General features: G+C 66.4%; 22 protein-coding genes. 15 read left to right on the plus strand and 7 right to left on the minus strand.

All coding sequences use genetic code 11. From position 1 onward, the window contains the following. Nucleotides 1-72: 72 nt before the first annotated feature. Nucleotides 73-2229 carry a sodium-translocating pyrophosphatase gene (locus FG93_RS23660; RefSeq protein WP_043239275.1) on the plus strand — a complete coding sequence of 719 codons (2157 nt, stop codon included), beginning with the start codon at nt 73-75 and terminating at the stop codon, nt 2227-2229. Between the two features lie 323 nt (nt 2230-2552). Continuing rightward, complete coding sequence (locus FG93_RS23665) at nt 2553-3512, plus strand: DMT family transporter (RefSeq protein WP_052514108.1); 960 nt, start codon at nt 2553-2555, stop codon at nt 3510-3512. An 80-nt stretch (nt 3513-3592) separates the two neighbouring features. On the opposite strand, the gene FG93_RS23670 is transcribed toward FG93_RS23665, so the two are convergent. Continuing rightward, nucleotides 3593-4105, minus strand: a complete 513-nt coding sequence (locus FG93_RS23670; protein ID WP_152579590.1) for an outer membrane protein assembly factor BamE — start codon at nt 4103-4105, stop codon at nt 3593-3595. Between the two features lie 124 nt (nt 4106-4229). Between FG93_RS23670 and FG93_RS23675 the strand changes: the two genes are divergently transcribed. The 6 genes from FG93_RS23675 to FG93_RS23700 all read left to right on the plus strand — a co-directional run bounded on the left by FG93_RS23675 (nt 4230) and on the right by FG93_RS23700 (nt 8563). Beyond that, nucleotides 4230-4775, plus strand: coding sequence for a ubiquinol-cytochrome C chaperone family protein (locus FG93_RS23675; protein ID WP_043239562.1), 546 nt, complete (start codon nt 4230-4232; stop codon nt 4773-4775). Next, the gene (locus FG93_RS23680) at nt 4768-5328 is read left to right on the plus strand and encodes a DUF177 domain-containing protein (protein WP_043239284.1); all 561 of its coding nucleotides are present in this window, start codon (nt 4768-4770) and stop codon (nt 5326-5328) included. Before FG93_RS23675 ends, FG93_RS23680 begins: the two co-directional genes overlap by 8 nt. 112 nt (nt 5329-5440) lie before the next feature. Then, nucleotides 5441-6496 (plus strand): phosphate acyltransferase PlsX, encoded by a 1056-nt coding sequence (plsX, locus tag FG93_RS23685; protein WP_043239286.1) that lies wholly within the window; start codon nt 5441-5443, stop codon nt 6494-6496. A gap of 11 nt (nt 6497-6507) precedes the next feature. Next, on the plus strand, nt 6508-7485 hold the full coding sequence (locus tag FG93_RS23690) for a beta-ketoacyl-ACP synthase III (RefSeq protein WP_043239288.1): 978 nt from the start codon (nt 6508-6510) through the stop codon (nt 7483-7485). A gap of 188 nt (nt 7486-7673) precedes the next feature. Continuing rightward, a complete protein-coding gene (locus FG93_RS23695; RefSeq protein ID WP_043239290.1) occupies nt 7674-7988 on the plus strand; it encodes an integration host factor subunit alpha in 315 nt (104 codons plus the stop codon). Nucleotides 7989-8023: 35 nt separating this feature from the next. After that, nucleotides 8024-8563, plus strand: a complete 540-nt coding sequence (locus tag FG93_RS23700; RefSeq protein WP_043239564.1) for a MerR family transcriptional regulator — start codon at nt 8024-8026, stop codon at nt 8561-8563. Between the two features lie 152 nt (nt 8564-8715). On the opposite strand, the gene FG93_RS23705 is transcribed toward FG93_RS23700, so the two are convergent. Then, entirely contained in the window at nt 8716-9177 is a 462-nt protein-coding gene (locus FG93_RS23705; RefSeq protein WP_043239292.1) for a hypothetical protein, read from the minus strand. 331 nt (nt 9178-9508) lie between these two features. Here FG93_RS23705 and sugE point away from each other — a divergent pair, with 331 nt between their 5' ends. Beyond that, the gene (gene sugE, locus FG93_RS23710) at nt 9509-9823 is read left to right on the plus strand and encodes a quaternary ammonium compound efflux SMR transporter SugE (protein ID WP_043239293.1); all 315 of its coding nucleotides are present in this window, start codon (nt 9509-9511) and stop codon (nt 9821-9823) included. Nucleotides 9824-9846: 23 nt separating this feature from the next. On the opposite strand, the gene FG93_RS33005 is transcribed toward sugE, so the two are convergent. The 3 genes from FG93_RS33005 to FG93_RS23720 form a co-directional block, all read right to left on the minus strand. Then, entirely contained in the window at nt 9847-10014 is a 168-nt protein-coding gene (locus tag FG93_RS33005; protein ID WP_161783872.1) for a hypothetical protein, read from the minus strand. Nucleotides 10015-10069: 55 nt separating this feature from the next. Then, on the minus strand, nt 10070-10999 hold the full coding sequence (locus tag FG93_RS23715; RefSeq protein ID WP_043239294.1) for a LysR family transcriptional regulator: 930 nt from the start codon (nt 10997-10999) through the stop codon (nt 10070-10072). A gap of 218 nt (nt 11000-11217) precedes the next feature. Then, the gene (locus FG93_RS23720) at nt 11218-11643 is read right to left on the minus strand and encodes a DoxX family protein (RefSeq protein ID WP_043239295.1); all 426 of its coding nucleotides are present in this window, start codon (nt 11641-11643) and stop codon (nt 11218-11220) included. A 196-nt stretch (nt 11644-11839) separates the two neighbouring features. Between FG93_RS23720 and FG93_RS23725 the strand changes: the two genes are divergently transcribed. Together FG93_RS23725 and FG93_RS23730 are read left to right on the plus strand one after the other, a co-directional pair. Next, nucleotides 11840-12772, plus strand: a complete 933-nt coding sequence (locus FG93_RS23725; protein ID WP_043239296.1) for a ring-cleaving dioxygenase — start codon at nt 11840-11842, stop codon at nt 12770-12772. Nucleotides 12773-12879: 107 nt separating this feature from the next. After that, nucleotides 12880-13503 (plus strand): alpha/beta hydrolase, encoded by a 624-nt coding sequence (locus FG93_RS23730; RefSeq protein WP_043239297.1) that lies wholly within the window; start codon nt 12880-12882, stop codon nt 13501-13503. A gap of 169 nt (nt 13504-13672) precedes the next feature. On the opposite strand, the gene FG93_RS32570 is transcribed toward FG93_RS23730, so the two are convergent. Both FG93_RS32570 and FG93_RS23735 read right to left on the minus strand, forming a co-directional pair. After that, on the minus strand, nt 13673-13897 hold the full coding sequence (locus FG93_RS32570; protein ID WP_152579591.1) for a hypothetical protein: 225 nt from the start codon (nt 13895-13897) through the stop codon (nt 13673-13675). Nucleotides 13898-13989: 92 nt separating this feature from the next. After that, nucleotides 13990-14421: an Lrp/AsnC family transcriptional regulator gene (locus FG93_RS23735; protein WP_043239300.1), complete on the minus strand. Its 432-nt coding sequence runs from the start codon at nt 14419-14421 to the stop codon at nt 13990-13992. A gap of 119 nt (nt 14422-14540) precedes the next feature. On the opposite strand from FG93_RS23735, the gene FG93_RS23740 reads away from it, so the two are divergent. From FG93_RS23740 to FG93_RS23755, 4 genes are all read left to right on the plus strand, one after another. Next, on the plus strand, nt 14541-15668 hold the full coding sequence (locus FG93_RS23740; RefSeq protein WP_052514111.1) for a saccharopine dehydrogenase family protein: 1128 nt from the start codon (nt 14541-14543) through the stop codon (nt 15666-15668). Nucleotides 15669-15784: 116 nt separating this feature from the next. After that, nucleotides 15785-17287, plus strand: a complete 1503-nt coding sequence (locus tag FG93_RS23745; RefSeq protein ID WP_043239302.1) for a M81 family metallopeptidase — start codon at nt 15785-15787, stop codon at nt 17285-17287. A gap of 69 nt (nt 17288-17356) precedes the next feature. Continuing rightward, the gene (locus FG93_RS23750; protein ID WP_052514112.1) at nt 17357-19021 is read left to right on the plus strand and encodes an amidohydrolase; all 1665 of its coding nucleotides are present in this window, start codon (nt 17357-17359) and stop codon (nt 19019-19021) included. Between the two features lie 199 nt (nt 19022-19220). Beyond that, nucleotides 19221-20768, plus strand: a complete 1548-nt coding sequence (locus FG93_RS23755) for an ABC transporter substrate-binding protein (protein ID WP_152579604.1) — start codon at nt 19221-19223, stop codon at nt 20766-20768. The last annotated feature ends 59 nt before the right edge of the window (nt 20769-20827 follow it).

Raw genomic sequence — 20827 nt, forward strand, 5'->3', positions numbered from 1 at the left:
CGGACCCAAGAAACCGAATGAATTCGGGGTCTGAAGCCCCGTTGGACGGAAGCTCGAGGTCAGGAATCCCGAATGTCAGCCTTGCTCATCATCATAGTTTTGAGTGCGCTATCGATAGCCTACGGCATCTGGGCCTATGGCGATGTCATGAAGCGCGACGCCGGCAACCAGCGCATGCAGGAAATCTCCGGCGCGGTTGCCGAGGGCGCGCAGGCCTATCTGAAGCGTCAATACGTCACGATTTCCATGGTCGGCGCGGTGCTCTTCGTGATCCTGACCTATCTGCTCGGCCAATGGGTCGGCATCGGTTTCCTGATCGGCGCCATCCTGTCCGGCACTGCCGGCTTCATCGGCATGAACGTCTCGGTCCGTGCCAATGTCCGCACGGCGCAGGCGGCGATGAAGTCGCTCGGTGACGGGCTCGATGTCGCCTTCAAGGCGGGCGCGGTCACCGGCATGCTGGTCGCCGGCCTCGCCCTGCTCGGCGTCGCCGTCTATTACGGCGTCCTGACCTCGTTCGTCGGCTTCTCGCCGTCGAGCCGCACCGTCATCGACTCGCTCGTGGCGCTGGGCTTCGGCGCCTCGCTGATCTCGATCTTCGCCCGCCTCGGCGGCGGCATCTTCACCAAGGGCGCCGATGTCGGCGCCGATCTCGTCGGCAAGGTCGAAGCCGGCATTCCCGAGGATGATCCGCGCAACCCCGCGACCATCGCCGACAATGTCGGTGACAATGTCGGCGACTGCGCCGGCATGGCCGCCGACCTGTTCGAGACCTATGCCGTGACGCTCGTCGCCACCATGGTGCTCTCGGCGATCTTCTTCGCCGGCCAGCCGGTGCTCGGCACGATGATGCTCTATCCGATGGCGATCGGCGCGGCCTGCATCGTGACGTCGATCCTCGGCACCTTCTTCGTCAAGCTCGGCGCCAACCAGTCGATCATGGGCGCGCTCTACAAGGGCTTCATCGCGGCCGGCGTGCTTTCCGTCGGCGCGATCGCGATCGTCAACTGGCTGATGTTCGGCGGCTTCTCCACCTCATTCACGACGGGGCAGGGCGTCAGCTTCACCTCCGGCAATCTGTTCGGCTGCGCGCTGGTCGGCCTCACCGTGACGCTCTTCATCGTCGTCATCACCGAATACTACACCGGCACCGGCAAGCGCCCGGTCGTCTCGATCGCCCAGGCCTCGGTCACCGGCCATGGCACCAACGTCATCCAGGGCCTCGCGGTCTCGCTGGAATCGACGGCGGCGCCGACCATCGTGATCATCGCCGGCATCATCGTCTCCTACACGCTGGCCGGCCTGTTCGGCATCGCCATCGCCACCACCGCCATGCTGGCGCTGGCCGGCGTCGTCGTCGCGCTCGATGCCTTCGGCCCGGTCACCGACAATGCCGGCGGCATCGCCGAGATGGCGGGGCTGCCCAAGGAGGTGCGCCAGTCCACCGATGCGCTCGATGCGGTCGGCAACACCACCAAGGCCGTCACCAAGGGCTATGCGATCGGCTCCGCCGGTCTCGGCGCCCTGGTGCTGTTCGCGGCCTATACCTCGGACCTGAACTTCTTCATCGCCGAGGCCAACAAGGCAGGCTCGACCAGCTTCCAGTACTTCAAGGGCGTCACGGTCGATTTCACCCTGTCCAACCCCTTCGTCGTCGTCGGCCTGCTGCTCGGTGGCCTCATCCCCTTCCTCTTCGGCGGCATGGGCATGACGGCGGTCGGGCGCGCGGCCGGCTCGGTCGTCGAAGAGGTGCGCCGGCAGTTCAAGGAAAAGCCCGGCATCATGCTGGGTACGGACCGGCCGGATTACGGCCGCGCCGTCGACATGCTGACCAAGGCCGCGATCAAGGAGATGATCGTGCCCTCGCTGCTGCCGGTCCTCGCGCCGATCGTCACCTTCTTCGCCATCAACGCCATTGCCGGCCGCAACCAGGCCTTCGCCGCGGTCGGCGCCATGCTGATGGGCGTCATCGTCACCGGCATCTTCGTCGCCATCTCGATGACCTCGGGCGGCGGCGCCTGGGACAACGCCAAGAAGAGCTTCGAGGACGGCTTCGTCGACAAGGACGGCGTGCGCCATCTGAAGGGCTCCGAGGCGCACAAGGCCTCGGTGACCGGCGACACCGTCGGCGACCCCTACAAGGACACCGCCGGCCCGGCGGTGAACCCCGCGATCAAGATCACCAACATCATCGCGCTGCTGCTGCTGGCGATCCTGGCGCATTCCTGAGCCGGCTCGCACGCTACGCAGATATGGCCCCGCGGAGCGATCCGCGGGGTTCTTCTTTGGTTAAAGCATCGGCCCGAAAAGTGGCTTGCGGTTTTCGGGGCAAAGCCGATGCAAGCACAAAAAGGTCAGATCATCGGACCGGATATGATATCCGGTCCGATGATCGAGATTTTCCTTGATGACGCAACAGCTTGGCGCGCCATCTTGAATCAGGATGTCGACGACTTGAATCAGGATGTGAAGCTACGGCCGGGACCGTAGCGTTGCTGCAAGCTCCGGGCGGCCCGCGATGGCATGGTCTCTCCGACAGAAGGAGAGCCATCATGACGACCCAAGCCGCTGCTGCACCTGCCGAGGTCAGGTCCGGGCACGTCAATCCCGGGGAGGTCAAGTCCGGGCACGCCGTCGAGCTTGCCCTGCTGCTCCTGCTCGCCACCCTCTGGGGCGGCTCCTACACCTTCATCAAGATCGGCGTGGAGACGATACCGCCGCTGACCCTGATCGCCGGGCGCACCCTGATTGCGGGCGTGATCCTGCTGGCCGTCATCCGCTGGCGGGGCCTGAGGCTGCCGCGCGACCTGGACAGCTGGCGGAAGTTCCTGTTCCAGGCCTGCCTGAACAGCGCCGTTCCCTTCACCCTGATCGCCTGGGCCGAGCGCAGCGTCGATGCCGGCCTTGCCGCGATCCTGAATGCGACGACCCCGGTCTTCGTCTTCCTGATCACCCTGGCGCTGACCCGGAGCCGGGAGGTCGACCTGCGCAAGGCCTTCGGCGTCGCGGCCGGGCTCGCCGGCATCACCCTGGTGGTCGGCATGCAGGCGCTGGGCGGGTTCGGCAGCGAGCTGGTCGCGCAACTCGCCATCGTGCTGGCGACCGTCTGCTATGCCTGCGCTGCCCTGTTCGGCCGCAACTTCACCGGCTTCGATCCGCTCATCCCCGCCGCCGGTTCGCTGATCTGTGGTGCAGCGCTGCTCACGCCTGTGGCGCTGGTCGTCGACCGGCCCTGGACGCTGAACCCCTCGCAGGATTCGCTCATCGCCCTGCTGGCGCTCGCGGCGGTCTCGACCGCGCTCGCCTTCGCCATCTATTTCCGGCTGATCCGCACCCTCGGCCCGGTCGGCACCACGGCCGTGTCCTATCTGCGCGTGCCGGTCGGCGTCGCGATCGGCATCGTCTTCCTCGGCGAGCGCCTGAGCCCAACGGCCTGGGCGGGGCTCACCCTGGTCATCCTGGGCGTGATCGCGATGACGCTGCCGGAGCGCAAGCCGACCCGGGCCGCCTAAGCACATTCTGGTCCCAAAGAAAAACCCCTGAGGCGGTGGCCGCAGGGGTTTTCCGTGTTCGGTCATTCCGGTCCGATGATCTAGTTGCTGCCGCCGCCCAGGCCGGAGAGCGGCGAGAACTTGGTGACGCCACGGAAGAGGTTGCGCAGGAAGCTCTGCTCTTCGCCGCCGGTGACGGTGGTGCGGCTGATGAAGTCGAAGATCACGCCGTCCTGCATGCCGTAATGGGCGATGCGCTCGACCTTGAAGGCCTTGTTGAAATAGATCACCAGCACCTTCTGGTCGATGACGCTGGGCTCCTGGAACTGGAAGCGGCGGCGCACCGTCTGGCTGATGTAATAGAATGTCCGGTTCCCGACGGTCGAGGTCGTCGAGGGCGTGCCGAGCAGGGTCAGCACCTGCTGCACATCCATGCCGGGCTTCACCTGCGACACCAGGCGATCGTCCATGACGAAGCCGCGGGTGTACTGCTCGTTCAGCCCCGCCGATGTCGGCAGGACGAAGCCGCCACGATTTGCTCCGCATCCGGCGAGAGCGAGTGACGAGGTCGCGAGAAGGCCGAAGAGGGCCGCGCGGCGGGTCATGTCGATCATGCGGGAGAATCCAGGAGCAGAGTGGGCAAGGAGGTATCCGAAGCCGCTTGTCAAACGGGTAGAGGTTGGCGTAACGCCCGAGAATGGCTTTGGCAAGGCAGTGGCGGCGAGCGGAGATGCGCTGGTGATCTTCGGCTTGTTCGGAAAACGCGCAAAACGGCTCGCGCCGGTCGAGGCGCTGCTGGCCCGCGTGGCTGACGCGTCACGCCAGCCCGGCCTCTACATCGCCGGCGGCATCCCCGATACCTTCGAAGGGCGCTTCGAATCGCTGACGCTGCATGCCTTCCTGATTCTGCGCCGCCTGCGCGAGCTTCCCGCGCCGGCCGGCGATCTGGCGCAGGATTTCGTCGATGCCTGCTTCGCCTATCTCGAGCTCGGCTTCCGCCAGGGCGGGATCAGCGACATCGCCGTGCCCAAGCGCATGAAGAAGATCGGGCAGAGCTTCTATGGCCGCATCAAGGCCTATGAGAGCGCGCTCGCAGTGCCTGGGCCCGGCGCGCTGGCCGAGGCGCTGCGCCGCAATGTCAGTCCGGGCGAGGGGGCGACAGCCCTGGCCGATTATGTCGGACAGGCGCAGGAGCGCCTGTCGCAGCTCGATCTTGACGCAATTTTGGGGCAGGAGAGTCTCTTCCCTGCGTTCCCGGTTCACGAAAGTACCCCCAGTGACTGATTCCGCTCGTGCCTTGCCGCTGAGCCAGCCTGTCCGCGTCGAGACGATCAAGCCGCGCGGCACCCATATCGTGGTCAGGCCCGAGGGCGCCGCGCTCGCCGGGCTCGCCCGTGCGCTCGACCTGCCTTCGATCGAAGCGCTCGAGGCGCGCTATGAGCTGGCGCGCAATGGCGAGCGCGTGAAGCTCGAGGGCGAGATCGCGGCGCAGCTGCATCAGACCTGCATCATCACGCTCGAGGCCTTTCCGGTCAGCATCAAGCTGCCGGTGAAACTCGATTTCGCGCCGGAGGCCGAGGTGCTGGCCGCGGCCCGCCGCGAGGAGGAAGAGGCGGAGAAGGGCGAGATCGACATCGAGGTCATGCTCAACGAGGAAGACCCGCCGGAGCCGATCATCGACGGCATGATCGACCTTGGCGCGATCACCCTCGAGTTCCTGGCGCTCGGCCTCGACCCCTATCCGCGCAAGCCCGGGGCGAGTTTCGAAGCGCAGGTCGACGACCCGGCGCTCGCATCGCCCTTCGCGGCCCTGGCCAAACTGAAACGCGGCGAATGAGGGCTTTGCCGGCACGCGCAGTGGCTTGCGGCGGCTCGCCAAGTCGCTATTGTCCGCCGCCGCTCCATTTTGCGCCACAGCGGCCGAGCCCCTCGGGAACAATCATCACCCAATGAAACGACCAGTTACAATCGCGCTCGATGCGATGGGCGGGGACCATGGCCCTGCCGTCGTCGTGCCCGGCGCGGCGCTGACCCTCGAGCGGCGGCCCGACGCACGCTTCGTCATGTTCGGCGATCAGGCCCAGGTCCTGCCGCTTCTGGAGGCTCACCCGAAGCTCAAGGCGGTGACGACCTTCCACCACACCGAAGTGTCGGTGAAGATGGACGACAAGCCGAGCCAGGCCCTGCGCTATGGCCGCTACAAGTCCTCGATGTGGCGCGCCATCGACGCGACCAAGACCGGTGAGGCCGATGTCACCGTCTCGGCCGGCAATACCGGCGCGCTGATGGCGATGTCGAAATTCTGCCTGAAGTCGATGCCGCAGGTCGACCGCCCGGCGATCGCGGCGCTCTGGCCGACGGTCCGCGGCGAGAGCGTGGTGCTCGATGTCGGCGCGACGATCGGCGCCGATGCGCGCCATCTCGTCGATCTCGCGGTGATGGGCGCGGCCATGGCCCGCGTCGTCTTCGACCTCGACCGGCCGACCGTCGGCCTGCTCAATGTCGGCGTCGAGGAGATCAAGGGCGTCGAGGCGGTCAAGGAGGCCGGACGCATCCTGCGCGAGGGCAACCTGCCGCATCTCGACTATCGCGGCTTCGTCGAGGGCGACGATCTCGGCAAGGGCACGGTCGACGTCGTGGTGACCGAGGGCTTCACCGGCAACATCGCCCTGAAGACGGCCGAGGGCACCGCCCGGCAGATCGGCGAGTATCTGCGCGCCGCGATGAGCCGGTCGCTGATGGCCAAGATCGGCTATCTTTTCGCACGTGGCGCATTTGCCGCGTTGAAGGACAAGATGGATCCGCGCAAGGTCAATGGCGGCGTCTTCCTCGGGCTCGAAGGCATCGTCATCAAGAGCCATGGCGGGACGGACGCGATCGGGTTCGCCAGCGCGACCGAACTGGCCTATGAGATGGCGCGCGATGACCTGATGGCCAAGCTGCGCGAGATGGTGGCTGCCTCGGTGCAGCCGGCGACGGCGCCTCAGGCCGCTGCCGTCGAATAGGGATCCCTGACTTGTCCATTCTGCGATCTGTGGTTTGCGGATGCGGCTCCTATCTGCCGGAGCGCATCGTCACCAATGCCGAGCTTGCCGAGCGCGTCGACACGACCGACGAGTGGATCGTCCAGCGCACCGGCATCCGCCAGCGCCATATTGCGGCCGATGACGAGCCGACCTCGGTGGTCGGCCTCAAGGCGGCGCAGGCGGCGCTGGCCGATGCCGGCATGGATGCCTCCGAGATCGACCTGATCATCGTCGCGACCGCGACGCCGGACCATACCTTTCCCGCGACCGCGACCCAGATCCAGGCTGCGCTGGGCATCACCGAAGGCGCGGCCTTCGATCTGCAGGCGGTCTGCTCCGGCTTCGTCTTCGGGCTCGCGACGGCGGATAACTTCATCAAGACGGGCGGCGCCCGCGCTGCGCTCGTGATCGGCGCCGAGACCTTCTCCCGGATTCTCGACTGGGAAGACCGCACCACCTGCGTCCTGTTCGGCGATGGCGCCGGTGCCGTCGTGCTCAAGGCGGAGCCGGGCGAGGGCACGCTTGCCGATCGCGGCGTGCTCGCGACGCATATCCGCTCCGACGGGCGCTACAAGAACAAGCTCTATGTCGATGGCGGCGCAGGCTCGACCAAGACGGTCGGTTTCCTGCGCATGGAGGGCAAGGAGGTGTTCCGCCACGCGGTGCTCAACCTCGCCGAGACCGTTCGCCACACCTTCGCCGCGACCGGGCTCAGCGGCAACGACATCGACTGGTTCGTGCCGCACCAGGCCAATCGGCGCATCATCGATGCCACCGCCGACAAGCTCGGCATCGCGCATGACCGCGTCGTGGTGACCGTCGACAGGCACGGCAACACCTCGGCCGCCTCGATTCCGCTGGCTCTGGCGGAGGCCCATCGCGACGGGCGAATCCAGCCCGGCCAGCTCGTCCTGATCGAGGCGATGGGCGGCGGCTTCACCTGGGGGTCGGCCTTGATCCGCTGGTGAGCATTTCGGCTGAGATAGCTGGCACTTAGGACAGTTTCTCTTCTCTTTTTTTGCCATTTCGACCAAGGGCGCCGCTAAACGGCGTTCGAGGATTGACCGGACCGGCTGGGGCGCATAGCGTCCGGCGTCCGTAATGGCGCAAAGCTGGTGACGAGGTCGCCGGCTCATGAACGCCTTGGAGGCTATGAATGGCGGGGCAAACGGTCACTCGCGCCGATTTGTGCGAGGCTGTGTATCAGAAGATCGGTCTGTCGCGGACAGAGTCGTCGAAACTTGTCGAAGCGGTGCTCGACGAGATCTGCGACGCCGTCGCGCGCGGCGAGAATGTGAAATTATCGTCCTTCGGCTCGTTCGTCGTGCGAGACAAAGGCGAGCGAATCGGGCGTAATCCGAAAACGGGCGTTGAGGTCCCCATCGAGCCGCGTCGCGTGATGGTGTTCAAGCCTTCGAATGTGATGAAGGCGCGCATCAACGGGCAAACGGGCGAGGGCGACGAGGAGTGAGTCTGGAGTTCCACACCGGCAACGTAGAGGCCGAATTGGACACCAAGAGCCCAGATGCCTTCCGAACCATCAGCGAGGTCGCAGACGACCTCGACATCCCCCAGCACGTCCTGCGTTTCTGGGAAACGCGCTTCACCCAGATCAAGCCGCTCAAGCGCGGCGGTGGCCGGCGCTATTACCGGCCGGACGATGTCGCCCTCCTGAAGGGCATTCGCCGGCTGCTCTACGGCGAAGGCTATACCATCAAGGGCTTGCAGCGGATCCTGAAGGACCAGGGGCCGCGCCATGTCCAGGCCATTGGCCGGGGCGCGCCGATCGGGGTGCAGGCTCCCGTCGCCGCTGCTGCGCCGGTGCCGGCGCAGCGCCGGCCCATGCCGGCCGGCGGCGCGGACGGGGCCGATGACGAATTGCCCTGGCAGCTCGATATGGAACCGGTGCAGCCGGACGAGCCCGATCACCGGGCCGAGTTCGGCGAGGATCTCCTCCTGCTGAGGGCCGCGCTGGTCGAAATGACGGAATGCCAGCGCGTCCTGCGCGGCGTGCTGCAGCCGGAACTCGGCGGCGACGCGGTTTAGCTCATCGAACCGGAAATCGTATCCGGTCCGATGATCTAACCCTTTGTGTTTGCATCGGCTTTCCCGAAAACCGCAATACACTTTTCAGGCCGATGCTTTAAGAGGCCCGCATCGCGATTGGCGGTTTTCCCCGGGATCAGGAAGCACTGGGATCAGGAAACAGGCGCGGCCCTTGCCGCACGCACGCGGCGGCTGAAACGCGTGCTGCGCCCGCTGGACTCCACGCGGCCGGTCGGCACCAGCGTGGCGACGACGGGATTGGGATAGTGCTCCAGCGTCGAGCCGGTCGCGGCGTCGACGCCCATGCCGACGATGCCCCCGACGATGACGTTTCCGGCAAAGCCGGCGGCTCCTTCCCCGGCGATCCGGGTCGAGACCGGGACCTGGGCGTCCTGGAAGCCGCGCTTGCTGTAGCTGACCGTGAACTCCGACTTGCGGCTGACCTCGATCGTGCAGGGCGTCGAGGGGCAGCTATGCCCGGTCGAGGTGCGTGCGTCCGCGCCGGGCGGAATGCTGTTGATCGTAACCTGGCTTGTCGTACCCCGTGTGACAGTGGCGCAGCCGCCGAGCGATGCGGCGACCGCAATCAAGCCCACCCATTTCCCCAGATTCATGTTTGCTTGGCCCCTTGTTGCCCCACCGGCGCAATGCCGGCGCAATGCCCGTAGTCAGCGCCTGTTCGTGGCGCCATGCCGGGGGCCGAATGCCTGGGGCCGGCATGCGCCTTATCCACAAGACTTACGTCGGGGTAGGTAGGGCGGGCGCTGCGAAATGAGTTGGCCATGAGAGCCGCGCAGGGGCTGGCAGCGCCGTGCTCCTTCCCAACCGGCAGAGGCGCGGCCTAGTTTGCGGCAAGGGTGGTCTTGGGCGTCTCCTGCCGCGTCCCGCGGCGCTGACGATCTCGCCCTGTCCCAGCTGGCCCCTTCTCACGCGGAGCGCGCTGCCATGGCCTGGCTCTATCTGTTCGTCGCAGGCCTGTTCGAGGTCGGTTGGGCGATCGGCCTCAAATACACGCAGGGCTTCACCCGCCTGGTTCCGACCGCGCTGACTGTCGCCAGCATGGTCGTCAGCCTCGGCCTGCTCGGACTGGCGCTGAAGACGCTGCCGGTCGGCACCGCCTATGCGATCTGGACCGGAATCGGCACGATCGGCACTGCGGCGCTGGGGATCGTGTTGCTCGGCGAGCCGGCCGGCGCGCTGCGGCTCACCTGCATCTTGCTCATCGTGGCCGGGATTGTCGGGTTGAAGCTGGTCTCCTGACCAGCGTCACTTGCTGACCAGCGTCATCTGCGGAAGGCGTCGGGCCAGTTGCCGCTTCTTTCGAGCAGCACGATCAGCACGACCACCACGAGCGTGATCGCCAATGTGATCAGCTTGGCGTTCCAGGGCGCGCCGCGACCGATCAGCCAGATCAGGCTGAGCCCGATCGCGAGGGGGATAAGCATCTCCATGACGGAAGCCTAGCGCTAGCGACGCCGCAAGGGAACCCGACTGCTGTGCCCCGGCTCAGCCGCGCGCTGCGACTGCCCGCTCGCCCTCGATCAGCGGCTTCATCCTGCCGATCTCGGTCGCCATGAAGTCGAGGAACAGCCGCACGCGCGGCGAGTGCCTGAGATCGGGATGGGTCAGGAGCCAGAGATCGGCCGCGAATTCGGGATCGGGCGCAGCCAGGCGGACGAGTGCCGGCTTGGTGTCGGCAATGAAGCAGGGCAGGAAGCCGATGCCGATTCCGGCCTCGACCGCCTCGGCCAGGCCGAGCACGGTGTTGACCTTGTAGACGATGCGCTCCGGCGGCACGTAATCCTGCAGGAAGCGGACCGCCTTCAGCCAGGCGAACTGGTCGCCCAGCGAAATCCAGTTCTGATCCCTGAGCCTGTCCAGGCTGGTATCGGCATCGGGCGGGAAACGGTCCGCCAGCCCGTAGAGCGCCCAGGCGATGCGGGCTCCGCGCCGGCCGACCAGGGTCTCGGGTGGATTGTCGGTTGCCCTGATCGCGACATCGGCGTCGCGCTTGGAGAGGTTGAGCGCCTGGTTGCTGAGCAGGATGTCGAGGCGGATCTCGGGGCATTGCTGCAGGAAGGCCGCGAAGACCGGGGTCAGCAGATCGACCAGCAGGGTGTCGTTGGTGGTGACCCGCAATTCGCCGGCGGGTTGGATTTCCTGCCCGGCAAGCTTGCGGCTGAAGGCGGTGATGTCCTCGTCCAGACGCCCGGCGAGCTGCACCATCTCTTCGCCGGCAGGCGTCGGCACATAGCCGCTGCGATGCCGCTCGAACAGTTTCAGGCCGAGCCCGTCCTCGATCTGGCCGAGGCGGCGAAACACCGTGGAATGGTTCAGGCCGATCAGGCTGGCGGCGGCCGGCAGGGCGCGGGCTTCGGCGATCGCCTTGATCAGCCGGAAATCGTCCCAGGCGAGGGTCTTGCTCGTGCCGCTCATCCGCTTTTCGTCCTTATCATGCGTCCGCCGCCGTCATGGCGCTCAAGCATCGGCCCGAAAAGTGGATTGCGGTTTTCGGGGCAAAGCCGATGCAAACACAAAAGGTTAGAACATCGGACCGGATACGATTTCCGGTCCGATGATCTAAGCCATGCGGCGGCGATCGGGAAGTCGTGGCGCGGGCCTTTCGGCCGCGCTCACCGACCGTCTCAACCGGCTCAGGCGGTGGCGACCGCGGCGCGGGGGCTGAACTGCACCGGGCGTAGCGCCAGCGCGCCGTCGCCGATCAGGCCGTGAGCCAGCGCCGTCAGCGCCAGGAAGGCGGGGTATTCCCAGCCGCCATTGGCGGCGGTGAAGAGCCAGCCATTCGGAGCATGCACCATCAGGGCGCCGAGCAGGACCGGCAGCAGCGCCAGTGAGACGAGGCGCCCATAGAAGCCGGTCAGGATGGCGACGCCGCCAAGCAACTCGGCCAGGATGATCGGCCAGGCGAGGAAACCGGGCAAGCCGATCTGGCCCAGAAAGCCGGCGAAACCTGCGGGGGTGAAAACGGCGAGCTTGAGATAGGCGTGGGCGATGAACATCAGGCCGAGCGCGACACGCAGGCCGAGGGCGCCGTAAGGGGCGAGGCGATTGTCGATCATGATTGCATCTCCAGAGGGCAGGGGACCGGGTTGGTCTCGGCGCTGAAAATGCCCTCTCTCGACTGCAATGCAAATTGTTAGATACCAAGATATTCATTGCGCCCATGCAATGATGTCAGGCTGGCGCTTTGCCTGCCGCAATCCGATCTTGTGCCGGAACGAGGCGCCCGCCTTAAGCCCTTTTGGAGGACAGGCCATGCAGGTCAACGGCATCCACCACGTCACCGCCATTTCCGGCCCCGCGCGCCGCAACCTTGATTTCTACGGACGCGTGCTGGGACTGCGCCTGGTCAAGAAGACCGTCAATTTCGACGATCCGAGCAGCTATCATCTCTATTACGGCGACGAGGGCGGCTCGCCCGGCACGATCCTGACCTTCTTCCCCTGGGAGCACGCGGCTCCGGGCCGGCTCGGCATCGGCGAGACCCAGGAAACCGCCTTCCGCGTGCCGGAGGGGGCGATCGGCTACTGGACGCATCGTTTCGTCGCGCTCGGCGTCGCCCATGAGGCGCCGCAGAAGCGCTTCGGCGAGACCGTGCTGCCCTTCCGCGACCCGGACGGGATGCGGCTTGCCCTGGTCGGCCTGCCCGGCATTGCCGCCGAGCCGGCCTGGACCGGCGGCGAGATCCCGGCCGAGCACGCGATCCGCGGCTTCCACTCGGTCAGCCTGCTGCTCGAGGATGCGGCGCCGACGGGCGCGATCCTCAGCGACATCTTCGGCTTTGCCGAGATTGCCCGCGAGGGCACGGTGACCCGCTTCCGGGCGGAGGGCGCGGCGTTCGGTGGGATCGTCGACCTGCGCACCGCCGGCGGCTTCCTGCCGGCGCGCCAGGGCGCCGGTTCGGTGCACCATATCGCCTTCAGGGCGGCGGGTGATGCCGAGCAGGCCGCGATGGTCCAGCGCCTCCAGGAGAACCATGGCATCCGCGCCACGGAACAGCGCGACCGGAACTATTTCCGCTCCGTCTATTTCCGCGAGCCCGGCCGGGTCCTGTTCGAGATCGCCACCGACGCGCCGGGCTTCGGCATCGACGAGGCGAGCGACAGTCTCGGCCAGGCGCTGAAGCTGCCGCCGCAATACGAGGCGCAGCGCAGCCGCATCGAGGCCGTGCTGCCCGAACTCGCCTGACGACGCCTGACCCGACAAGACCTGACCTGACAAGACCTGACCTGACAAGACGCCCGGCCTCGTCGCGCTGACGGGGCAGGGCGGCCCCCATGATCAAGGAGTGACCCATGCTGGACGCTGTCGCGACCACCGCCTTCATCCATGCCTTCGAGCCGGGCACGGATGCTGCCCGCAAGCCCCTGCTGTTGCTGCACGGCACCGGCGGCAACGAGCATGACCTGCTGCCGCTCGGCCGCATGGTCGCGCCCGGCGCCGCCTTGCTCTCGCCGCGCGGGCAGGTGCTGGAAGGCACCATGCCGCGCTTCTTCCGCAGGCTCGCTGAAGGTGTCTTCGACGAGGCCGATCTCAGCCGCCGCAGCCATGAGCTGGCGGACTTCGTCGAGGATGCGCGCCGGCGCTACGATCTTGCCGCACCGATCGCCGTCGGCTTCTCGAACGGGGCGAATATCGCGGCGAGCCTGCTGCTGCTGCGTCCCGAGGTGCTGGCCGGGGCGGCGCTGCTGCGGGCGATGTCGCCCTTCCGGGAGCCGCCAAAAGCCGATCTCAGCGGCGAGCGCGTGCTGATGCTGTCGGGAGCGCAGGATCCGATCATTCCCGCCGCCGACGCCGCACGGCTTGCCGCGACGCTGTCGGGAAATGGTGCGACGGTCGAGCACCGCATCCTGCCGACGGGCCATGGCCTGTCGCAGGCCGATATCGGGCTGCTTACCGGCTGGCTCGACCAGGCCTGAACGCCCCGGCGAATCGGCGTCCGTGTTGCGCGTCCGTCATCTCCGGCGCAAATAAAAACCCCGGATCCCTCGCCACGCCCTGCGGCGTTCGATGGATCCGGGGTCGAATCTCGTCATCCGGCAGCTACCGGTCGTCCGGAATGACGGCCCTGCCGCCGTTCGGATTTGCCTAGCTCGCCGTGGCCTTCGGCTTGCTGCGTGCGGCCGGCTTGGGCTCGGGCGGCGGCTCACCCGCTTCCTTCGCCAGTCTCTGCGCACGCAAGGCCTCGATCTTCTTGCGTGCCGCAGCCTCTTCCGCTGCGATTCGCCCGCTCGATTTTTGCTTCTCGCGTGGCGCTTCCTGCACGCTGTGTACGTCATGCCAGACGCGTGGCCGACGGTCGTCACCTGCCATCTTCTTCTCCCACCACAGTTTTCCCCTGTCGGAGAGTGTACGCCCGATTGTGGCAGGATACGAGCGCGCGATTGCCGGCGACGGGCGAGGGCTCAGCGCTCGACGCGGGTCGAGAGAATGATCGAGGACATCGTCCGCTCGACGCCGTCGAGCGCGCCGATCCGGTCGATCAGCTCGTCGAGCTCGCCGATCGATGGCGCGATCACGATGGCGATCATGTCGAAATGGCCGCTGACCGAGTGCAGGGTCCTGACCTCCGGAATCCGGCGCAGTTCCGCCTCGACCCTGGGCGCGAGCTTGGTCAGCGCGGTAATCAGGACATGGGCCTTGACCTGCCCGCGCTCATGCTCGTCGGAGAGCCGCGCCGTGTAGCCGGTGATGACGCCGCGCCGTTCCAGCCGCTCGATCCGGCTTTGCACCGTGGTGCGCGAGAGGCCGAGCTGGCGGCCGAGCTCGGCCACCGGCGCCCGGGCGTTCTCGGTCAGCAGGATGAGGAGCTGTCTGTCGGTGCGGTCGATCGGCATAATGCTGAGTACTTACGGCAGATCGCCGTAAAATCCCATATGAATCGTCGTGATGGCCGCTTCTATTCGACGAAATCGTCAGCCAGCATAGGACATCAACGAACGCACGGAGCGCCGCAATGAAGGAAATCGTCGTTATTGGCGCGGGCAAGATCGGCCAGACCATTGCCGATATGCTCGGCAGCAGCGGGGATTACCGCGTCACGGTCGCCGACCGCTCCGAGACGCAGCTCGCCGGCATCCGCACCAGCGCCACGGTTTCGACCCGCAAGGTCGACATCGCCGACAAGGAGGCGCTGACCGCCCTGCTCGAAGGCCGCTTCGCCGTGCTGAGCGCCGCCCCCTACGATCTGACGACGCGGATCGCCGAAGTCGCGGCCCCGCTCGGCGTCCATTATCTCGACCTGACCGAGGACGTCGCCAGCACCAGGCGCGTCAAGGAACTCGCCAAGACGGCGAAGGCCACGCTCATCCCGCAATGCGGCCTGGCGCCGGGCTTCATCTCGATCGTCGCCGCCGATCTGGCACGCGATTTCGACACGCTCGACAGCCTCAGGCTGCGCGTCGGCGCCCTGCCGCAATACCCCTCCAACGCGCTCAACTACAACCTGACCTGGAGCACGGACGGGGTCATCAACGAGTATTGCGAGCCCTGCGAAGCGGTCGTCAACGGCGAGCTGACGCTCGTGCCGGCGATGGAAGAGCGCGAGGAATTCTCGCTCGACGGCGTCACCTATGAGGCGTTCAACACCTCTGGCGGCCTCGGCACGCTCTGCGAGACGCTGGCCGGCAAGGTCCGGACGCTGAACTACCGCACGATTCGCTATCCCGGCCATTGCGCGATCATGAAGGCGCTGCTCCAGGACCTGCGCCTGGCCGATCGCCGCGACGTGCTGAAGGACATTTTTGAGAACGCCCTGCCGAGCACCCTGCAGGACGTCGTCGTGATCTTCGTCACCGTCAGCGGCATGAAGAATGGCCGCCTGCTGCAGCAGACCTATGCCAACAAGGTCTACAGCGCGACCGTCGGCGGCGTGACGCGCAGCGCCATCCAGATCACCACCGCTTCGGGCATCTGCGCGGTGCTCGACATGCTGGCGCAGGGCGCGCTGCCGCAGCGGGGCTTCGTCCGCCAGGAAGAGATCACGCTCGATGCCTTCCTCGCCAACCGCTTCGGCAAGGCCTATGCGCGGGCCGAGGACGGCAACCCCGGCAAGGGCGAAATCGAACGGAGCCGCGCGGCCTAAGCTTGCGACAGACGGCAGGCGCTCCACGCAGGGAGCGCATGCTGTATACATGACTGGCATTGACCCGAACGACCGTTAAAAAGAGTCGAAAAGGGTCCGGGAGGGACACGAGGATTATGGCACGACGCGTTCTGGTCGCAGAGTTCATGCATGAGACGAACACATTCAGTGTTCAGCTCACCGGAGAAGAGGTCTTTCGCAACGCCGGCCTCTATCTCGACAACGAGATTCCACCGGCGTTCAGCGGCACGCGGACATCGCTTGGCGCAGCCTTCGAGGCGGCCGAGAAGTTCGGCTGGAGCCTGACCCACCCGCTCGTCGCCCATGCCAACCCTGCAGGCCGCGTCACCGATGCGGCCTTCGAGCTGTTCGCGGGCAAGATCGTCGCGGCCTGCGCCGGCGTCGACGGCGTGCTGCTGCATCTCCATGGCGCGATGGCGACGCAAAGCTCCGATGACGGCGAGGGCGAGCTGCTTGCCCGCATCCGCGCCAAGGTCGGCCCGTCCGTGCCGGTCGTCGCGGTGCTCGATCTGCACGCGACGCTGACCCAGCTGATGGCCGACAGCGCCAACGCGCTGATCTCCTACCGGACCTATCCGCATGTCGACCAGTACGAGCGGACCTGGCAGGCAGCCGAGCTGCTGCAGAAGGCGATGGATGGCGAGATCACGCCGACCGCCGCGGTGGCCCGCCGGCCCATCCTCTACGCCCTCGATGGCGGGCGCACCACCTCGCCGCCGTTCAAGGAGCTGCTGCGCCGCGGCGACGAGCTCGAGGCGACGGGCGAGGCGCTCGTCGTCAGCGTCCAGGCCGGCTTCTCCTCGGCCGACGTGCACGATATCGGCCCCTCCGTCGTCGTCACCGCCAATGACCGGATGAAGGCCCAGGCCATCGCCGAAGAGCTGATGGATTATGCCTGGGAGCAGCGGCATTTCTCCTCGATCCATTTCACGCCGCTGGCCGAGGCCATGGCGAAGGCCAAGGCAGGAGAAGGCAAGAACGGCGAGGGCCAGAACGGCGAGGGTAAGGCCAGCAAACCCCTCGTGATCTCGGATTATTCCGACAATCCGGGCTCGGGCGCCTATGGCGATGCCACGAACCTGCTGCGCGCGGTCCTGGCGTCCGGCCTGCAGAATGTCGGCTTCCACGCGATCTGCGACGGCGAGGCGGCCCTGCAGGCGCAGGCTGCCGGCGTCGGCAACACGGTGACGCTGATGCTCGGCGGCAAGGTCGATCCGAGCATGGGCGGCGGCCCGCTCGAGGTCACCGGCCGTGTCGTCTCGATCACCGACGGCCATTTCATCGCCTATGGCCCGATGGGCGGCGGAACCTGGCGCAGCTACGGGCTCAGCGTCCTGCTGCGCATCGGCGGCGTCGAGCTCATCATCATCACCCATAACGGCCAGGCGACCGACCTCGCGCAGTTCACCTCGCTCGGCGTCGACCCGACGCGGAAATCGACGCTGATCGTCAAGTCGATGCAGCATTTCCGCGCCGCCTTCGAGCCGATCGCCCGCGAGGTGGTCGAGGTCGATACCGGCGCGATCTCGACGCGCAATTTCAAGGACCGCCCGTACAAGAGCGTGCGACGGCCGATCTTCCCGCTCGACGACATCTAGTGCCCGGCCGGGGGCGCTGGCCTCCGGCGCGACGCTCGGACTAAAGCCCTGACAGCATTCGGAGTTTCCATGACGCTCTCCGCTCAAACCCCGGCTCACCGCGCCCGGCCGCAGGCCGATCTCGTCCTCCGGAACGGCCCGATCTGGTGCGGCCGCGAGGACGGGGTCGTCGAAGCCCTGGCGATCTGGCAGGGCCGCGTGCTCGCCACGGGCAGCGATGCCGAGATCGCTCACCTGATCGGCCCGAGCACCAAGGTGATCGATCTCGAGGGCCGGCTCGCCACGCCCGGCCTGAACGATTCCCACCTGCATCTCGTCTCGCTCGGCATGACCATGGACTGGGTCGATGCCCGCCCGTCGGTCGCGCCGGACCTCGCCTCCCTGCTCGATGCCATCGCCAAGCGCGCGGCCGGCACCAAGCCCGGCGACTGGATCCTGTCACGCGGCTACGACCAGACCAAGCTCGATACCGGCCGGCATCCCTATCGCGAGGAGCTCGACCGCGCCGCGCCGAACAACCCGGTGATGCTGATCCGGACCTGCGGCCATGTCTCGATCTGCAACTCGATGGCGCTGGAGCTCGCCGGCATCAATGAGGCCTCGCCGACCCCGCCCGGCGGCCTGATCGAGCAGCAGAACGGCCGGCTCACCGGCATGCTGGCCGAGAACGCCCGCGCCCCGGTCTGGGCCGCGATTCCGCGCGCCAGCGAGGAAGATCTGGTCGCCGGCATCGAGCGCGGCGGCAACTATCTGCTCTCGCTCGGCATCACCAGCTGCATGGATGCGGCGGTCGGCCAGCGCGGCGCCTTCGGCGAGATCTCGGCCTATCACCGCGCCAAGCGCGACGGCCGCCTGCCGGTGCGGACCTGGCTGACCCTGCTCGGCGACGAGGGCCGCTCGGTCGTGCCGCAATGCCATGACGCCGGCCTGATCTCCGGCACCGGCGACGACATGCTGATGGTCGGCGCCGTCAAACTCTTCCTCGACGGCTCGGCCGGCGGCCGCACCGCCTGGATGAACGCGCCCTATCTCGGCGAGGACAAGACCACCGGCGTGCAGATGCTCTCGAACGAGGATGTCGAGCGCCAGGTCATGGACGCCCATGTCAAGGGCTACCAGCTCGCCTGCCACGCCATCGGCGATGCGGCGATCGAGCAGCTGATCACGGCTTACGAGAAGGCGCTTGCCGCCCATCCCGACCCGGACCGACGCCACCGCATCGAGCATTGCGGCTTCTCGACGCCCGAGCAGCATGAGCGCATGGTCGCGGCCGGCATCTATCCCTGCCCGCAGCAGGTCTTCATCTACGATTTCGGCGACGCCTATGTGAAGGTGCTCGGGCCGGAGCGGGCGCTGTCGAGCTACCCCTTGCGGACCTGGTTCGATCTCGGCCTGAAGCCGGCGACCGGCAGCGACGCGCCGGTCTGCGACCCCAATCCGTTCCCGAACTTCTATACGATGCTGACCCGCAAGACCTGGCGCGGCACGGTGATGGACGAGGCCCAATGCGTCTCGATCGAGGAGGCGCTGCAGGCCTATACCGAATTCGGCGCCTTCTCGCAGAAGCAGGAAGCGGTGAAGGGCCGGCTCGTGCCGGGCTATCTCGCCGACGTCGCCGTGTTCTCACGCAACCTTTTGACCGCAGCGCCCGAAGAGATCCTGAAGGACACGCGCTGCGATCTCACCATCCTGGACGGCAAGGTCGTGTTCGACCGCGCCGCCAAGAATGCCTGACAGGATCAAGCCTGATGGGATAATTGCTCGGGGACAGCCGGCTACGCGAGGGAGACAGACCGGAAAAACCAAGTAAGGTTCCATGCGGGACTGACCAACGCCGCCCCTGACAGGGGCGGCACCAAGAAAATCAACGGGAAATTTGGGAGGATTTGACGTGTTGAAACGACTGGCTTTGACCACCGCGCTGACGCTGACGATGGCGTTTTCGGCCCAGGCACAGGAACCGCGCCGCGGCGGCACGATCCGCTTCACGGCGCCCTATGCCGCATCCTTCGTCAGCAATGACAGCCATGTCTCGAACCAGATCCAGGACGAGATCTACGGCTACGCGCTGCATCGCGCGCTCTACAAATGGGATTCGACCAACAACAAGCCGGTGCTGGAACTCGCCAAGAGCGTGACCACCTCCGCCGATGGCACGGTCCACACCTTCAAGCTGCGCGACGACGCGCTCTTCCATAACGGCCGCAAGATGACGGCCGACGACATCATCTGGACCTACACCCGGCTGATGGATCCCACGAAGAACTATCCCGGCGCGGCCTATGTCCGGCGCGTCAAGGGCGCCCAGGAGTTCCAGAAGGGCGAGGCCAAGGAAATCTCGGGCCTGAAGAAGATCGATGATTTCACCCTCGAGATCACGCTGATCGAGAAGGCCGATCCGGGCTTCCTGTTCCGGACCGCGACGACCTCGATCTACCCGGCCAAGGAAGCGCAGGAGCCCGACTTCTTCAACAAGCCGATCGGCCTCGGCCCGTTCAAGTTCGTCGAGCATGTTCCGGGCTCGCGCATGGTGCTCGAGCGCTGGGACAAGTTCTACCAGGCCGGCAAGCCCTATGCCGACAAGGTCGTGATCTCGCCGATGGGCGAGGCGGCTGCCCGCGACATCGCCTTCCGCAACAAGGAAATCGACGTCTCGATCCTCGGCCCGACGCAATATGTCGCCTACCAGGCTGATGCGAACCTGAAGAAGGGCATCCTCGAGGTCGCGGAAGTCTTCACCCGCAACATGGGCATGAACCCGAACTTCAAGCCCTTCTCCGACAAGCGCGTGCGCCAGGCGATCAACCACGCGATCGACGCCGAGCTGATCATCAAGCGCCTCGTCCGTGACAAGGCCTACCGCGCCACCGGCTGGCTGCCGCTCTCCTCGCCGGCCTATGACAAGGACATGAAGCCCTACGACTTCAATCCCGAGAAGGCGAAGAAGCTCCTGACCGAGGCCGGCTATCCCGACGGCTTCGAGTTCGAATGGACCGCCAGCCCGAACGAGAGCTGGGGCGTTCCGATCGTCGAGGCGGTGATCCCGATGCTGGCCAAGGTCGGCGTCAAGGTGAAGATCAAGCCGGTCGAAGGCTCGGCGCTCGGCGGCATCGTCTCGAAGGGCGACTACCAGGCCTATATCTGGTCGAACACCTCTGGTCCCGATCCGCTGACCCAGATGAAGTGCTTCTACTCGCAGACGCCCCAGAGCGCCTGCAACTACACCACCTACAAGAACCCGGCGGTCGACAAGCTGATCGAGGAAGCCGGCGCGACGGACGATGTGACCAAGCGCATCGACCTGCTGAAGAAGGCCAACGGCATCGTCTATGAAGACGCCCCGGTCTGGTTCTTCAACTACAACAAGGCGGTGCTGGCCTACCAGCCCTGGCTGAAGGGCCTGCAGCCCAACGCGACGGAACTCGCCCTGCAGTACTACGAGGATCTCTGGGTCGACGCGTCGTCCCCGGCCGCGAAGTAATCTCTAGAGCGCATCCAAGCCTGGCGCCCGGCGGCCTTCGCTGCCGGGCGTCCATGGCC

This window comes from Allobosea sp. LC85 (assembly GCF_000735605.1).
Taxonomy (GTDB): Bacteria; Pseudomonadota; Alphaproteobacteria; order Rhizobiales; family Beijerinckiaceae; genus Allobosea.

Bases quoted from the DNA above. Each gene is read 5' to 3' on its own strand.
- FG93_RS23660 (WP_043239275.1), top strand. From the start codon at position 73: ATGTCAGCCTTGCTCATCATCATAGTTTTGAGTGCGCTATCGATAGCC.
- FG93_RS23665 (WP_052514108.1), top strand. From the start codon at position 2,553: ATGACGACCCAAGCCGCTGCTGCACCTGCCGAGGTCAGGTCCGGGCAC.
- FG93_RS23670 (WP_152579590.1), bottom strand. From the start codon at position 4,105: ATGATCGACATGACCCGCCGCGCGGCCCTCTTCGGCCTTCTCGCGACC.
- plsX (WP_043239286.1), top strand. From the start codon at position 5,441: ATGAAACGACCAGTTACAATCGCGCTCGATGCGATGGGCGGGGACCAT.
- FG93_RS23695 (WP_043239290.1), top strand. From the start codon at position 7,674: ATGGCGGGGCAAACGGTCACTCGCGCCGATTTGTGCGAGGCTGTGTAT.
- FG93_RS23705 (WP_043239292.1), bottom strand. From the start codon at position 9,177: ATGAATCTGGGGAAATGGGTGGGCTTGATTGCGGTCGCCGCATCGCTC.
- sugE (WP_043239293.1), top strand. From the start codon at position 9,509: ATGGCCTGGCTCTATCTGTTCGTCGCAGGCCTGTTCGAGGTCGGTTGG.
- FG93_RS33005 (WP_161783872.1), bottom strand. From the start codon at position 10,014: ATGGAGATGCTTATCCCCCTCGCGATCGGGCTCAGCCTGATCTGGCTG.
- FG93_RS23715 (WP_043239294.1), bottom strand. From the start codon at position 10,999: ATGAGCGGCACGAGCAAGACCCTCGCCTGGGACGATTTCCGGCTGATC.
- FG93_RS23720 (WP_043239295.1), bottom strand. From the start codon at position 11,643: ATGATCGACAATCGCCTCGCCCCTTACGGCGCCCTCGGCCTGCGTGTC.
- FG93_RS23725 (WP_043239296.1), top strand. From the start codon at position 11,840: ATGCAGGTCAACGGCATCCACCACGTCACCGCCATTTCCGGCCCCGCG.
- FG93_RS23730 (WP_043239297.1), top strand. From the start codon at position 12,880: ATGCTGGACGCTGTCGCGACCACCGCCTTCATCCATGCCTTCGAGCCG.
- FG93_RS32570 (WP_152579591.1), bottom strand. From the start codon at position 13,897: ATGGCAGGTGACGACCGTCGGCCACGCGTCTGGCATGACGTACACAGC.
- FG93_RS23735 (WP_043239300.1), bottom strand. From the start codon at position 14,421: ATGCCGATCGACCGCACCGACAGACAGCTCCTCATCCTGCTGACCGAG.
- FG93_RS23740 (WP_052514111.1), top strand. From the start codon at position 14,541: ATGAAGGAAATCGTCGTTATTGGCGCGGGCAAGATCGGCCAGACCATT.
- FG93_RS23745 (WP_043239302.1), top strand. From the start codon at position 15,785: ATGGCACGACGCGTTCTGGTCGCAGAGTTCATGCATGAGACGAACACA.
- FG93_RS23750 (WP_052514112.1), top strand. From the start codon at position 17,357: ATGACGCTCTCCGCTCAAACCCCGGCTCACCGCGCCCGGCCGCAGGCC.
- FG93_RS23755 (WP_152579604.1), top strand. From the start codon at position 19,221: ATGGCGTTTTCGGCCCAGGCACAGGAACCGCGCCGCGGCGGCACGATC.